Origin of the sequence: Fictibacillus sp. BK138 (assembly GCF_004216955.1) — a bacterium.
GTDB lineage: Bacteria > Bacillota > Bacilli > Bacillales > Fictibacillaceae > Fictibacillus.
Genome location: NZ_SGXL01000001.1, coordinates 1,294,512 through 1,309,728 on the forward strand (window position 1 = coordinate 1,294,512; position 15,217 = coordinate 1,309,728).

The following is a 15,217-nucleotide window of genomic DNA, read 5'->3' on the forward strand; positions in this document are numbered from 1 at the left end:
CATCTTTAAATAGAATTAGAAGTACAAGCAATCGATTTTCCCTCTACTTTCCATAATTTCAATACTTGGCAAAACCTTCGTATCATGATTTTTGATATCTGTGCCACACTAACAAAGAAATAACATGGAAGGAGGGGAATTTATGGAGTTATATACGATTATCTTCAGAACGCTTTTTATATATTTTTTAATTGTTGTGGTTTTTCGTATGATGGGTAAAAGGGAAATCGGTAAGTTATCAGTGATCGACTTTGTCGTATCCATCATGATCGCTGAGTTAGCCGTTATTTCAATTGAAGACCCAAAAATTCCAATGGTAAATTCCCTTGTTTCTATCTTTGTCTTGCTCGGTATACAGCTTATCTTGGCAATCATCTCCTTAAAAAGCCGAAAGATGAGAGAGCTTGTTGACGGTAAGCCTTCAGTCATCATTAAAAAAGGAAAAGTAGACGAACAAGAAATGCGAAAACAGAGATATAATTTTGATGACCTGCTAACACAGTTAAGGGAAAATAATATTAGAAGCCTGAATGAGGTCGAATTTGGCGTATTAGAAACAACTGGTAAGTTGTCAGTTATCAAAAAGAACGAGGACACTGAAAGAAGTCCTCTGCAAATGATCCTTCCTCTTGTGCTGGACGGAAAAGTTTTAGAAGACAATTTAGAAAAAGTAGATAAAACTGCGTTTTGGCTAAGGCAGGAATTAAAAAAAGTTGGATTTAAAGATGTAAAAAGCATTTCTTTTTGTACGTTAAATGAGGATGGATCCTTATACGTGGACGAAAAGAATGAAAAAAAATAACTGTACACTCCCATCAACTTGTCAATGAAGATGGTATATGAGATGACCTGAAGGGAACAATCAAAAAATAAAACAGCCTTTATTGGCTGTTTTAAATCCATCTTTTAATAATAGGTATATGCTTTAGATCATCTTTTCCTAAAAGCCTGAAGAAGATGAGCGTGAATAAATAAATTCCGCAAGTAGCTGTTATGCATATTACGAGGCCTTGAACAGGAGGGAACTTCGGCATCATGAAGCGGTATAGATAGACTGCACCAGCACCTGTAATAAAGATTGAAAACAGAGAATATGCAAAATCCTTAATCACAATCGTATAGCTGATGGCTTTAATAACGGTGGCAAAGTGAAGCAATGTTACGACTACAATGCTGATGACTATAGCAAGCGCGGCACCCATAATGCCGAATTCAGGACGAGTAGCAAGTGCAAAGATTGCTGCAAGCTTTACTAAAGCACCAATCAGGCTGTTGATCATAGCGGATCTTGCAAGATCGAGTGCCTGAAGAACAGCTTGTAGAGGACCTTGAAAATAAAGAAAAAAGAAAAATGGTGTCATGATTTTTACATAGGAAGCTGATGCTGGTGAATTGTACATTAAATCCATGATCGGCACCGCGAAAACATATAAGATAACTACGGCTATACCACCAGAAAGCATTGACAGTTTTAATGCCTGATTAAGTCTATGCTCAATGAGATGGTATTTTTTTTGTGCGTTCGCTTCACTTATAGCAGGGACTAGAGAAACGGAAAGCGAATAGGTAATGAACGTTGGCAAAAATAACAAAGGGATTACATAGCCTGCTAGTTCCCCGTATTGCGCAGTTGCAACAGCAGTTGTAACACCTGCAATCGCTAAACTGTTAGCAACAACGATCGGTTCAAAAAAGTATGACACCGATCCGATCAGTTGACTTCCTGTCGTAGGAAGTGCGATATTCAACAAATCCCTAAGTGTTTGATGACCTTGTTTCAATTGTTTGAAAAAACCTTTTCGGATGCGCATCTTCTTTTTAACTTTGAACATGGAAAACATGTATAGTAAAGATGCCAATTCTCCGATGATGACAGATATCATGGCTCCGGCTGCAGCGAAATGTACACCGTATGGAAGGAACAATCCTGTAAGGAGTGCAACCAGGGCGATCCTAACAACTTGTTCAATGACTTGTGAATATGCGGATGGCCGCATATTTTGAAGGCCTTGAAAATAACCCCGTAAAACGGATGAAACGGCAACAACAGGAACTACAGGTGCAATTGCAAGTAAAGGCCATAACGTGCGATCATCAGTAAAAAAATGCTTAGCCAACAATGGAGCAGCAATAAACAAACCTATCGTTATGATGAGGCTTAAAACTCCCGTAATCGCTAAAGATACGATTAAAATTTTCTTAACCTTTGTTCGATCCCCTGTTGCATCAGCCTCTGCGACAAGTTTTGATATAGCGACAGGAAGTCCTAGCCGGGTTAGAGTTACAGCAAGCAAAAAAGTCGGAACTGCCATCATGTATAGTCCGACACCTTCATGTCCCATTACCCTGGCCATAACAATGCGATTCACGAAGCCAAGAATTCGTGTGATCAGCCCCGCTAAAATAAGCAATAAAGTTCCTTGTACGAGTGTTTGTTTAGTCATGTTAACCTGTCCTTTCTGGGACAATCTCATAATTAACTATATGCATGATGAGTGAACCGTCATGACAGCTTGTTTCATTTTGAAAGGGAGTGTGAATGTGGAAAACATACATTTTACAGAATGGAAAGATGAAGTTCAGCCTGCAGTTCAAAGTAAAAAAGAAGAATTTCATTACATGGGGTATGAAAGTGTTACTGAGGAAGAGATTTGGAATTGTGTTTTGGCGAGGTTAAAGAAAAAGAAAGAAGATCCTCGTCTGCATACATTAGTAGATTACATTCTGTCTCTTTCACTTAATGATTTTATGACTTGGCTTACGATCCAGTCCTATACAGCGGACGTTAAGAAATAAAAGTGATGTTTTCAGCCTCACTTTTATTTTTTTTGTGTTTTATTTATGAATATTTCTAGGACAAATTGACAGAAAAAAACAACAATCGCTATAATGGGAAGGATTAGTATTCGTACTTATACATAGTGTTGTTTTTTGATGCAGCATGAAGGAGGTTTCTTGAAGTGGTAAAACGAGGTAAGATTGTTATCTTTTTTGTGGTGCTTCTTATGTTTGCCGCACTTATAGGGCTAACAACAGAAAAGATTGTAAAAGGTACAAAGCTTGGACTTGACCTTCAAGGCGGGTTTGAAGTGTTGTATGAAGTAAAACCAGTCAAAAAAGGTCAAAAGATTACAGAAGATACGCTAAAGAGTACTGTCGAAGCATTGAACAGCCGTATCAATGTTCTTGGAGTATCAGAACCTGAGATCCAAATCGAAGGAGATAACCGTATCCGTGTACAGCTAGCTGGGGTATCAGATCAGAACAAAGCACGTGAACTACTTTCCACACAAGCTGAACTAACATTCCGTGATGTAGATGACAAAGTACTCCTTGATGGTTCCGACCTGAAGGGGAACGGTGCAAAGCAAACATTCGAACCCAACAGCAATAAACCAATCGTGTCTTTAAAACTTAAAGATGCTGGTAAATTTGCTAAAGTAACTGAAGAGATCCTAAAGCGCCAGGCACAGGGAGAAAACCGTTTAGTTATCTGGCTGGATTATGAAAAAGGGGACTCATTTAAAGAAGAAGTTAAAAAAGAGATGGCTGGAAAAGAGCCAAAATATATTTCTGCTCCTTATGTTAATGAAGTATTGACTCAAGAAGATGTAACAATAACAGGACAATTCTCAGTTGAAGAAGCACAGAGTCTGGCAAAGATTTTAAATGCAGGGGCACTTCCTGTTAAACTTGATGAGATTTATTCCACTTCAGTGGGTGCTAAATTTGGTGAAAAAGCCTTGGATGAAACTATCCTTGCAGGCTTTATCGGTATTGCTGCGATCTTCTTGTTCATGTTGATTTTCTATCGTGTACCGGGAATTATTGCAGTATTAACCTTATCCATTTATATCTATTTAATCTTAGCGATATTCTATTTGATGAATGGGGTATTAACGTTGCCTGGTATCGCTGCTCTCATCTTAGGTGTAGGGATGGCAGTTGATGCAAACATCATCACTTATGAGCGAATCAAGGAAGAGTTAAAAAGCGGAAAATCAGTTTTGAGTGCCTTTAAAGCTGGTAACCGCCGTTCGTTCACGACCATATTTGATGCTAATATCACAACAATACTTGCTGCAGCAGTACTATTTGCCTATGGGACAAGTTCAGTAAAAGGGTTTGCTTTAGTATTAATCATATCTGTTCTGGCGAGTTTTATCACTGCCGTGTTTGGAACAAGACTATTCCTAGGTTTATGGGTACAGTCCCGAATAATGGATAAAAAGCCAGGTTTGTTCGGTGTAAAGGAGAGTGACATCCGTGAGCTTTAATTATGACTTCGTAAAAAACAGAAACCTTTACTTTATTATCTCTGCTCTCCTGACAGCTGCAGGAATCATCTTATTGTTAACAATTGGTCTAAAACTTGGTATTGATTTTGAAAGCGGATCACGTGTAAACATTCAAGCAAATGAGACACTTACAAACGAAAGAGTAGAGGAAGAGTTTAAATCATTAGGGCTTGAACCTGAATCCGTAGTACTTGCAGGTAAGAACGATCAAGCCAATGTCGCTTTTAAAGGTGTACTATCAAAAGAAGAAATTGCAAAGCTGAATACACATTTTGAAGACAAATACGGAGAACCACCAAGTGTGAGTACTGTTACGCCGACAGTCGGCCGTGAACTTGCTCAAAATGCGCTAATCGCTGTGTTGATTGCATCAGTTGGTATCATCATTTATGTTGCCTTCAGATTTGAGTGGTCGATGGCAATTTCAGCTGTAATTGCATTGCTTCATGATGCATTCATGATAATCGCGGTATTCAGCATCCTCCGCCTTGAGGTAGATCTGCCGTTTATTGCAGCTGTATTAACAATCGTTGGTTATTCCATTAATGATACGATCGTAACGTTTGACCGAATACGTGAGAACATGAAATTGGAAAAAGTTAAAACACAAGAAAAACTAGCTGAAATCGTTAACAGAAGTATTCGAGAAACACTTACCCGTTCAATAAATACTGTTCTTACTGTTATCATTGCAGCGGTAGCGTTGTTAATATTCGGTGCTGACTCAATCCGTAACTTCTCAATTGCACTTTTGATCGGATTAGCGTTTGGTGCTTATTCTTCAATCTTTATCGCATCACAGCTTTGGTACGTACTTAAGTCAAGGCAGATGAAGAGTAAAAAGTCACGTCCTGTAGAAGCAGAACCAGAAATCTAAACTAAATATTATTCATAAATTGTCACCTCTTATCCTGTTTTGTATAATGAATAGGTTAAGAGGTGATTTTTATGCTAGAGCCTAGAACGAGGTGGAAGATTCAAGAAACTTCGGAAGAAAAGGCAAAATGGTTGTCGCAAGAACTGGATATTCCGCTTTTGATTGCAAATCTATTAGCGATACGTGGAATAGATTCTATTGAGAAAGCTCAAGCTTTTTTAAAGATAGATACAAATCAATTTCATGACCCATTTTTATTAGATGGCATGAAAGAGAGTGTTGATCGGATACATAAAGCGGTTGAATCAAATGAAAAAATCCTTATTTTTGGTGACTATGATGCAGACGGTGTGAGCAGTACAACGGTTATGTATTATGCACTGAAAGAATTAGGTGCAGACTTCGATTATTATATTCCAAATCGGTTTACAGAAGGCTATGGCCCTAATGAGCCTGCATTAAGAAAAGCAAAGGATGAAGGATATACACTTGTTGTTACAGTAGATACAGGAATATCGGCTGTTCATGAAGCAGCAGTCGCAAAAGAGATCGGGCTAGATTTCATTATTACCGATCATCACGAGGCTCCGCCTGTACTCCCAGACGCCTATAGCATCATAAACCCTAAAAAGCCCGGATGTACCTATCCTTTTTCTGGTCTTGCTGGTGTCGGCGTTGCGTTTAAAGTAGCTCATGCTTTACATGGAAATCCACCGATGCACTTGTTAGATTATGCATGTATTGGAACTATTGCAGATCTTGTTCCTTTGGTAGATGAAAATAGAATCATAGCTAAGCTTGGAATTGAAGCTTTATCCAAAACAGATAAGATAGGCTTGCAGGAGCTTTTAAAAGTTGCAGGGCTTTATGAAAAAGATTTAACAGCAGAAGATGTTGGATTTGCTGTAGGTCCTCGAGTAAATGCTGCAGGAAGACTCGGCTCAGCGATGCCTGTAGTTGAATTGTTTACTTCAGATGATCGTGACCAATCAGCCATGCTTGCCGAAGAAATTGATTCTGTTAATAAAGAACGCCAGGCGATCGTAAATGAAATAACGAAAGAAGCAATTGCGATGGTAGAAGAGAGTTTTCCACCTGAAGAGAATGAGGTGCTTGTTCTTGCGAAAGAAGGCTGGAATCCAGGTGTAATCGGAATCGTTGCATCAAGACTTGTTGAGAAATTCTATCGTCCTACCATCGTGTTGTGTCTAGACCCTGAAAAAGGAACGGCGAAAGGATCAGCACGAAGCATACAAGGCTTTGATATGTTTGAAAATCTATCTGAATCCCGCGACATTCTTCCTCACTTCGGAGGGCATCCCATGGCAGCAGGAATGACTCTTGCTCTAGATGATGTTGGGATTCTCAGAGGTCGGTTAGTAAAGCAGGCGAAAGAAATTCTTAAGCCAGAAGATTTCTTGCCAGTGACGATGATCGATCTAACAGCTTCTTTGGATGAGATTTCTTTAGACACGGTGGAGATGCTTAGTTCACTTGCTCCTTTTGGTATCGGAAACCCTTCACCAAGGGTGCTCATCGAACAAGTCCCGATCCGGGAGATGAAAAAAATAGGAAGTCAGTCTAACCATCTGAAATTACAAGTCGGAAATGGAGAGATGTCTGTCCTGGATTGTATCGGATTTCAAAAAGGCCATTTACTTGATGAGATGACGCCTTATTCTATGCTTTCACTTGTTGGCCAAATACAGCTGAACGAATGGAACGGATATAGAAAACCTCAGATGCTGCTGGAGGACCTTTCAGTTTCACATTTTCAGCTGTTTGATTATCGGGGTTTAAAGGATGCAGGAAAAAGGCTGAAAGATCTGCCAAAAACAAAAACACACTATATCACATTTAACGATAACACATTAACAGATCTTGGATTGGACAGCTTGGCTCCGCAAACAATAAATGGAGTAGAGTTAGTAGGACTTCCAAATGACTTTTTTATTAATAAGTATATTGTCTTCCTAGATGTTCCTGTCTCACTTGCAAAGTTTGCTGAAATACTGGAAACAAAAGGTGGACCAGCTAGAATCTATGCTGTTTTTCATCAAAACACAGACCACTTTTTTACAACATTGCCGACAAGAGAGCATTTTAAATGGTATTACGGTTTCTTGGCTAAAAGAAAAAAGTTCGATGTTAAGAAGGATGGTACAGAGCTGGCGAGATGGAAAGGCTGGTCTAAAGAAACAATTGATTTTATGTCACAGGTGTTTTTTGAGCTGGATTTTGTTACAATAGACGATGGTGTAATTACAATAAATAGTGAACCAGGTAAAAAAGAACTTGATAGCTCTGAAACGTATCAGAAAAAGTTTGAACAGGCAGATATCGAAAATCAGCTCGTTTATTCTTCCTATCATTCATTAAAAAGCTGGTTTGCAGAGCAAGCTCGGCCAAAAGCGAGTTTGTAATTTTCAGGAGGCAAAGATTCATGGATTATAAGCCGTATATTTCAGTAGTAAATGATTTTCCGATCGAAGGTATTCGCTTCAAAGATATTACCTCTCTTATGTCAGATGGGGCTGTATATAAAAAAGCGATGGACGATATTGCAGAGTATGCAAAAGAAAAAGATGTTGACGTAATTGTCGGACCTGAAGCACGAGGTTTTATTGTAGGATGTCCTGTTGCATACACGCTTGGATTAGGATTCGTTCCAGTCCGTAAAGAAGGCAAACTTCCGCGGGAAGTGATCAAAGTCGATTATGGTCTTGAGTATGGCAAGGATGTACTTACTATGCATAAAGACGCTATCAAGCCAGGACAAAAAGTTTTAATTACAGACGACTTGCTGGCAACTGGCGGAACGATCGAAGCGACGATCAAGCTTGTTGAGGAGCTTGGCGGAATTGTTGCAGGAATTGCATTTATGATTGAGTTGACATATTTAGATGGCCGCAGCAAGCTTAATGGTTATGATATTTTCACATTAACCCAATACTAAGATTTAAAGAGAAAGAGCACTGATACTGTGCTCTTTTTTACATTCCTGTCACAAAAACTGCCCATTCATTCGACAAATTTCGTTTTTTGCTTTACATGAGGGTTCAATTTAACGATAATAGAAGCAATATACAATGACAACGTAAGGTGATTCCATGACGATTGAGCAAGTGTTGCAAAAAGCGGAAAGCTATCTGTCAAAAGACGATATCGCTTTTATAACAAAGGCTTATGAATACGCAAAAAGTGCGCATGAAGGACAGTTCCGTAAATCCGGTGAGCCATATATCCATCATCCTGTTGAAGTAGCGGGTATTCTGGTAAACCTGCAAATGGACCCTGTAACAGTAGCAGCAGGGTTTCTTCATGATGTTGTTGAGGACACGTCCATCACATTAAAGGACATTTCTAATCAATTTAATGAAGAAGTGGCAATGCTGGTTGATGGTGTTACAAAACTTAAGAAGATTAAGTTTAAGTCTAAAGAAGAGCAGCAAGCAGAGAACCATAGAAAAATGTTTGTTGCGATGGCACAGGATATACGCTGCATTTTAATCAAACTCGCTGACCGACTTCATAACATGCGTACGCTAAAACATATGCCAAAAGAAAAACAGATACAAAAAGCGAACGAAACTTTGGAAATCTTCGCTCCGCTCGCTCATCGTCTAGGTATTTCGACGATTAAGTGGGAGCTAGAAGATGTTTCTTTGAGATACCTTAATCCTCAGCAATATTATAGGATTGTAAATTTGATGCAGCAGAAACGTGCTGAGCGTGAAGAATATGTTCAGCAAGTTATGGACGAGATGAAATCCAAGCTGAAAGAAGTCCAGATCACTGTTGATATCTCTGGAAGACCGAAGCATATTTACAGCATTTATCGGAAGATGGCAAAGCAAGGTAAACAGTTTAATGAGATCTATGATCTTCTCGCTGTTCGGATTATCGTTCAGAATATTAAAGATTGCTATGCGGCTCTTGGTATTATTCATACATGCTATAAGCCGATGCCTGGCCGTTTCAAAGACTATATAGCTATGCCTAAAGCAAATATGTATCAGTCACTGCACACTACCGTAATCGGCCCTAAAGGCGATCCATTGGAAGTCCAGATCCGGACTTCTGATATGCACCGTGTAGCAGAATACGGGATTGCGGCACACTGGGCTTATAAAGAGGGAGCAACAAAAGCTCCTGTCAGCTCTTTTGAAAATAAACTGACTTGGTTCCGTGAAATATTAGAATGGCAGAACGATGTTGTTGATGCGGAAGAGTTTATGGAATCGTTAAAAGTGGACCTTTTCTCAGACATGGTCTTTGTTTTCACCCCTAAAGGGGATGTTTACGAACTGCCATCTGGGTCTGTACCGATTGATTTTGCTTACCGCATTCATACTGAAATCGGCAACAGGTGTATTGGTGCCAAAGTCAACGGCAAGATGGTTACACTCGATTACCGCTTGAAAACTGGGGATATTATTGAGATTCTTACGAGTAAACACTCCTATGGTCCCAGCCAGGATTGGCTTAAGATTACCCAGAGTTCTCATGCAAAGAATAAGATCCGCCAATGGTTTAAACGTGAGAAAAGAGAAGAGAACGTTGCAAAAGGGAAAGAGCTTGTTGAAAAAGAAATCAAGAACCGCGGTTACGATTTAAAGGAAATTTTCACAACTGAAAACCTGCAATATGTCGCTCAAAAATATAACTTTGCAGGCGAGGAAGATATGTATGCGGCAGTTGGCTATAATGGCATTACTGCAGCACAGATCGCAACTCGCTTAACCGATAAAGTCCGTCGTAAAAAAGAGCAGGATCCTGATAATTCAGAACTGCTGGATGCAATCAGAGATTCGGGAGATAAGCCTGAAGTAAAACGAAGAACAGACTCAGGCATCGTGGTTAAAGGCATCGATAACATGTTGATTCGTTTATCTAAATGCTGTAATCCTGTACCTGGTGATGAAATTGTCGGATATATCACAAAAGGACGTGGAGTTTCTGTCCATCGAGAAGACTGTGTCAACGTCCACAATGAAGATGCTCAAGTGCGATTGCTTCCGGTTGAATGGGAAGGCAACCTTGAACAGCCGAAGAATTATAATGTTGATATTGAGATTAACGGATTTGACAGACGCGGTCTGCTTAATGAAGTCCTTCATGCCGTTGCGGAAACAAAGACAAACATTACGGCTGTAAGCGGGAAGTCAGATCGAAATAAGATGGCCACGATCAGCATGTCTATTTCCATTCACAATGTAAGTCATCTGCAAAAAGTGGTTGAACGCATCAAGCGGATCCCAGACATTTATGCTGTAAGACGTATTATGCAATAGTAGCTATAGGAAGTGACTTCGATATGAAAATAGTGCTTCAACGAGCCAAAAATGCAGCTGTTTCTGTAGATTCTGAAGTAAAAGGACAAATAGACAGAGGTTTGATGCTTTTGGTAGGTGTCACACATGAAGATACAGAAAGAGACGCTGATTATTTAGCAGAAAAAATTATTAATTTACGTATCTTTGAAGATGAAAACGGCAAGATGAATTTTTCGTTAAAAGATACAGAGGGAAGTATCCTTTCAATTTCACAATTTACGTTATATGGGGATACTAAAAAGGGCAGACGACCGAATTTTATGGACGCTGCTAAGCCGGATCATGCTAAACAAATTTATGATTATTTCAATGAGAAGATGAAGACATTAGGGATTCATGTCCAAACTGGTGTTTTTGGTGCAATGATGGATGTTGAATTCACAAATGATGGACCTGTGACTTTAATTATGGATTCAAGAGTTTAAGTAAAAGAAAATGAATGAAACCTTCGCCTTGATGGACAGACTAACCAAAAAAGGCGGAGGAGTTTTTTTATGAGACAGAATCGCAAGGGCATTGAAGGTGTATCACAATGGAAACAGGTTAGTTTTCATGATTTTATTTCTTTAGAAAAATCGGCAAACAACATGGAGCTCGCTGAAGAATTCGGGTTGGATCTTTATCAGGTCAGTCAGCTGAAGAAAAAAATAAAACGAGAAAACTATTGACATGAAGCCCCTTTGAAAAGTATGATAATCTACAATTCCAAAATGATAAAACTGATGACGAAGAAAAGTACCTTTACCCCACAGGGTTAGAGAGGAAATGCCACGGCTGAAAGCATTTCTCCCTGATGATAAAGTGAAAGACACTTCATAGGTTTTAATTCGAACGGTTAGTTTAAACCTCAGTAGAGTTACACGTGGGCAATCGTTACTTGCATAAAGAGGAAGCTTTTTTTGGCTTCGAAGCAGGGTGGCACCGCGGGAACTCCCGTCCCTTATGAAATCGTTGATTTCATGAGGGATGGGAGTTTTTTTTATTTGGTTCTTATCTAAAAGATTGTTTTTTTTTGGATATTTTTTATATCTTCATTGACAAGTTGACTGGAGTGCAAGGTGCGTGCCTACCACCTGAGATGCTTCCCGTTAGGCATGCGACGAGGAAGCTCACATCTTAGCATTTACTTTTAGACGCAGGAGCAAGGATACGTCACGAAGTGGGACAGGTGAGACTCCTAATGGCGCAAAGCGCAAGGAGGCTCACCGCCCGCCCCGCGGAAAGCGAGCATCCTGGAACGGAAGTCAACCACTTCCAAAAGCAACAAAGTTTGCGAAAACAGCCTTTTATTTTTAATTAATTTTAATTAACATTCGGGAGGATGAAACGAAATGAGTATTAATATTCCAAGGGGAACGAAAGATATTCTCCCAGGAGAAGTAGAAAAGTGGCAGATAATAGAAGAAAAAGCAAAAGAAGTTTCTGCAAGGTTTAATTATAAAGAAATCCGCACACCTGTTTTTGAGCACACTGATCTGTTTCAAAGAGGAGTAGGGGATTCAACAGATATCGTGCAAAAAGAAATGTATACCTTCACGGACAGAGGAGACAGAAGCTTAACTCTTCGTCCAGAAGGAACAGCACCAGTCACACGTTCTTACGTTGAAAATAAAATGTTCGGACTTCCAGGGCAGCCTGTAAAGCTTTACTACATCCAGCCGATGTTCCGTTATGAAAGACCACAGGCTGGACGCTACCGTCAATTCGTTCAATTTGGAATTGAGGCCATGGGGTCAGCCGACCCAGCGATTGACGCAGAGGTTATTTCACTCGCTATGACGGTTTATCAAGAACTCGGATTGAAGAAACTTCGATTAGTGTTAAATACACTTGGTGATGCAGATAGCAGAAAGGCTCATAAAGATGCGTTAATTGCTCACTTCGAACCAAGAATTGAAGAGTTTTGTTCTGATTGCCAAAATCGTTTAACAAAGAACCCGCTTCGTATTCTTGACTGTAAAAAAGACCGCGATCACGATCTTATGAAGACAGCACCTTCTATTTTAGAGTATTTAAATGAAGAATCGAAAGACTACTTTGATCAAGTAAAAACATCATTAGATGACATGAACATTCAATATGTAATCGATCCTACACTAGTGAGAGGGCTAGATTACTATAACCACACAGCATTTGAAATTATGAGTGATGCTGAGGGGTTTGGTGCCATTACAACTTTAAGCGGCGGCGGAAGATACAATGGTCTTGTTGAAGATTTAGGCGGTCCTGCAACGCCAAGCATCGGTTTTGCGATGAGTCTTGAACGTCTTCTCTTAGCACTTGAGGCAGAAGGGATCACATTGAATACGGAAGAAGATCTTGATTGTTACGTTGTTGCACTAGGAGACGAAGCAAAGAAAAAGTCAGTCTCTATCTTGAATGACCTTCGGAATGCTGGAATAAAAAGTGATAAAGATTATTTAGATAAAAAAATGAAAGCGCAGTTTAAAGCGGCAGATCGCTTAAAAGCAAGATTTGTTGCCATTTTAGGGGAAGAAGAACTCTCTAAAGGGATTATTAACGTGAAGAATATGGAATCTGGCGAACAAAAAGAGGTTCGTATAGAAGAATTGAGTACATTTGTAAAGCAAGGAAATTAAGGAGGATACATCTTATGGAATATCGCACACATCAATGCGGAAAAATTACTGAACAATATATAGGTGAAAAAGTAACAATAACGGGCTGGGTCCAAAAAAGACGTGATCTCGGAGGACTGATCTTTATCGACCTGCGTGACCGATCAGGAATCGTGCAAATCGTATTTTCACCTGAAGTTTCAGCTGAAGCTCTGGAGACAGCTGAGAAAGTAAGAAGTGAATATGTGCTTACCGTTACAGGGACGGTTCTTGAAAGAGATCAAAGTACCATTAACCCTGCAATGAATACAGGTAAGATCGAAATTTCTGGAGAAGAAATTAAAATCCTAAACAGTGCGAAGACGCCTCCTTTTTCCATTAGTGAAGATATTGAAATAAACGAAGATATCCGTTTGAAATACCGCTATTTGGACCTTCGTCGTCCAGTAATGCAGGAAACTTTGAAAATGAGACACGAAGTTACCCGTTATATCCGTAACTTTTTAGAAACAGAAGAATTCATGGAAATGGAAACTCCGATGCTTACGAAAAGCACGCCTGAAGGAGCACGTGACTATCTTGTGCCGAGCCGCGTGCATCCCGGAGAATTTTATGCTTTACCGCAATCACCTCAGTTGTTTAAGCAGCTTTTAATGGTTTCAGGGTTTGAAAAATATTATCAGATCGTACGCTGTTTTAGAGATGAGGATCTGCGTGCAGACCGTCAGCCTGAATTTACTCAAGTCGATATTGAAACATCATTCATGGGGCAGGAAGCTCTTCTTTCCATGATGGAAGAAATGATGACAGGATTAGTTAAAAAAGTGAAGGGTGCGGATATTCCAAAACCTTTCCCTAGAATGACTTATAAAGAAGCGATGGACCGTTATGGTTCAGATAAGCCTGATACTCGTTTTGGACTTGAACTCATCAATGTTTCTGATGTTGTAAAACAGTCTGGTTTTAAAGTATTTGCTGCTGCTGTTGAAAACGGTGGAGAAGTTAAAGCGATTAATGTAAAAGGAAAAGCGGCTGATTATTCTAGAAAAGACATTGATGGTCTTACTGAGTTTACTGCTCGTTACGGAGCTAAAGGTCTTGCATGGATGAAAGTAGAAGCAGAAGGTTTGAAAGGTCCGATCTCCAAGTTTTTTAACGAAGAAGATGCGGCTAATCTTACAAATACCTTAAATGCTGAAGAAGGAGATCTGCTTCTGTTTGTAGCGGATAAGTCCTCTGTTGTAGCAGATAGCCTCGGAGCTCTTCGTCAAAAATTAGGAAAAGACCTAGGATTAATCGATCAGTCAAAATTCAACTTCTTATGGGTCGTTGACTTCCCGCTCGTAGAGTATGATGAGGATGCAGAGCGCTATGTGGCATTGCACCATCCTTTTACAATGCCAAAGACAGAAGATCTTCACTTAATGGATTCAAATCCATCAGAAGTTAGAGCACAAGCATATGACCTCGTTCTTAACGGTTATGAGCTAGGCGGAGGATCACAGCGTATTTATGAACGTGATGTGCAAGAAAAAATGTTTAAAACATTAGGATTTAGTGAGGAAGGGGCTCGCGAAGAATTTGGTTTCCTTCTTGATGCTTTTGAATACGGTACTCCTCCACATGGCGGTATAGCACTTGGGTTAGACCGAATGGTGATGCTGCTTGCTGGAAGAACTAACTTAAGAGACACGATTGCTTTCCCTAAAACAGCATCCGCATCATGTCTTCTGACTAATGCTCCATCACCTGTTAATGAAAAGCAATTGGATGAGCTTCATTTAGGTTTAAAATTAAAGCAAGAGTCAAATTAACGAAAATTTAGAAAAATAAGAATTGTTTTTTACAAAGACACATTTTGTCTTGTAAGTTACGATTTCCTATGATAGTATTTATTTAAACGATGGGTCCTATGATGACCGTTAACAACCCGAAAGTTTTGAGCCAACATTATTTACGAGGGAGCTTGTGTTTTCTCACAGCGTCCACGCCCTGAAAGATAGGGGACGGACAAAATGCGAAACAGGGCACCCACCTGCGAGAGCAGGTTCAAAACTAAGGGAAGACGGCATTTTTGGGGCTCATTTTTTGTGTGTCTAAATTAAACCTAGTAAGCATATTGATTTT

The 15,217-nt window shown here is 39.6% G+C and carries 10 protein-coding genes, 1 other RNA gene, 1 pseudogene and 1 other annotated feature; of the genes and pseudogenes, 11 read left to right on the plus strand and 1 reads right to left on the minus strand.

Going from position 1 to position 15,217, the window contains the following annotated elements; translation table 11 throughout:
- The first annotated feature begins 142 nt into the window (after positions 1-142).
- The gene (locus tag EV282_RS06290) at positions 143-802 is read left to right on the plus strand and encodes a DUF421 domain-containing protein (RefSeq protein ID WP_130294695.1); all 660 of its coding nucleotides are present in this window, start codon (positions 143-145) and stop codon (positions 800-802) included.
- A 91-nt stretch (positions 803-893) separates the two neighbouring features.
- Here the strand turns inward: EV282_RS06290 and spoVB are convergent, their stop codons facing one another.
- Positions 894-2,444, minus strand: a complete 1,551-nt coding sequence (spoVB, locus tag EV282_RS06295; RefSeq protein WP_130294697.1) for a stage V sporulation protein B — start codon at positions 2,442-2,444, stop codon at positions 894-896.
- Positions 2,445-2,541: 97 nt separating this feature from the next.
- Between spoVB and EV282_RS06300 the strand changes: the two genes are divergently transcribed.
- The 10 genes and pseudogenes from EV282_RS06300 (at position 2,542) to ssrS (ending at position 15,175) form a co-directional block, all read left to right on the plus strand.
- Positions 2,542-2,796 (plus strand): post-transcriptional regulator, encoded by a 255-nt coding sequence (locus EV282_RS06300; protein WP_242611838.1) that lies wholly within the window; start codon positions 2,542-2,544, stop codon positions 2,794-2,796.
- Between the two features lie 164 nt (positions 2,797-2,960).
- Positions 2,961-5,175: pseudogene (gene secDF, locus EV282_RS06305) on the plus strand (protein translocase subunit SecDF).
- Between the two features lie 71 nt (positions 5,176-5,246).
- Positions 5,247-7,598: a single-stranded-DNA-specific exonuclease RecJ gene (recJ, locus tag EV282_RS06310; protein ID WP_130294700.1), complete on the plus strand. Its 2,352-nt coding sequence runs from the start codon at positions 5,247-5,249 to the stop codon at positions 7,596-7,598.
- 20 nt (positions 7,599-7,618) lie between these two features.
- Positions 7,619-8,131 carry an adenine phosphoribosyltransferase gene (locus EV282_RS06315; protein ID WP_130294702.1) on the plus strand — a complete coding sequence of 171 codons (513 nt, stop codon included), beginning with the start codon at positions 7,619-7,621 and terminating at the stop codon, positions 8,129-8,131.
- 154 nt (positions 8,132-8,285) lie between these two features.
- A complete protein-coding gene (locus EV282_RS06320) occupies positions 8,286-10,469 on the plus strand; it encodes a RelA/SpoT family protein (protein WP_130294704.1) in 2,184 nt (727 codons plus the stop codon).
- 23 nt (positions 10,470-10,492) lie between these two features.
- Positions 10,493-10,936 carry a D-aminoacyl-tRNA deacylase gene (gene dtd, locus EV282_RS06325; RefSeq protein WP_130294706.1) on the plus strand — a complete coding sequence of 148 codons (444 nt, stop codon included), beginning with the start codon at positions 10,493-10,495 and terminating at the stop codon, positions 10,934-10,936.
- Positions 10,937-11,005: 69 nt separating this feature from the next.
- The gene (locus tag EV282_RS20170) at positions 11,006-11,179 is read left to right on the plus strand and encodes a hypothetical protein (RefSeq protein WP_165389379.1); all 174 of its coding nucleotides are present in this window, start codon (positions 11,006-11,008) and stop codon (positions 11,177-11,179) included.
- 45 nt (positions 11,180-11,224) lie between these two features.
- Positions 11,225-11,455, plus strand: a binding site (T-box leader).
- 387 nt (positions 11,456-11,842) lie between these two features.
- A complete protein-coding gene (gene hisS / locus EV282_RS06330) occupies positions 11,843-13,111 on the plus strand; it encodes a histidine--tRNA ligase (protein ID WP_130294707.1) in 1,269 nt (422 codons plus the stop codon).
- Between the two features lie 14 nt (positions 13,112-13,125).
- The gene (gene aspS, locus EV282_RS06335) at positions 13,126-14,904 is read left to right on the plus strand and encodes an aspartate--tRNA ligase (RefSeq protein ID WP_130294709.1); all 1,779 of its coding nucleotides are present in this window, start codon (positions 13,126-13,128) and stop codon (positions 14,902-14,904) included.
- 90 nt (positions 14,905-14,994) lie between these two features.
- Positions 14,995-15,175: non-coding RNA, 6S RNA (ssrS, locus tag EV282_RS06340), on the plus strand.
- The last annotated feature ends 42 nt before the right edge of the window (positions 15,176-15,217 follow it).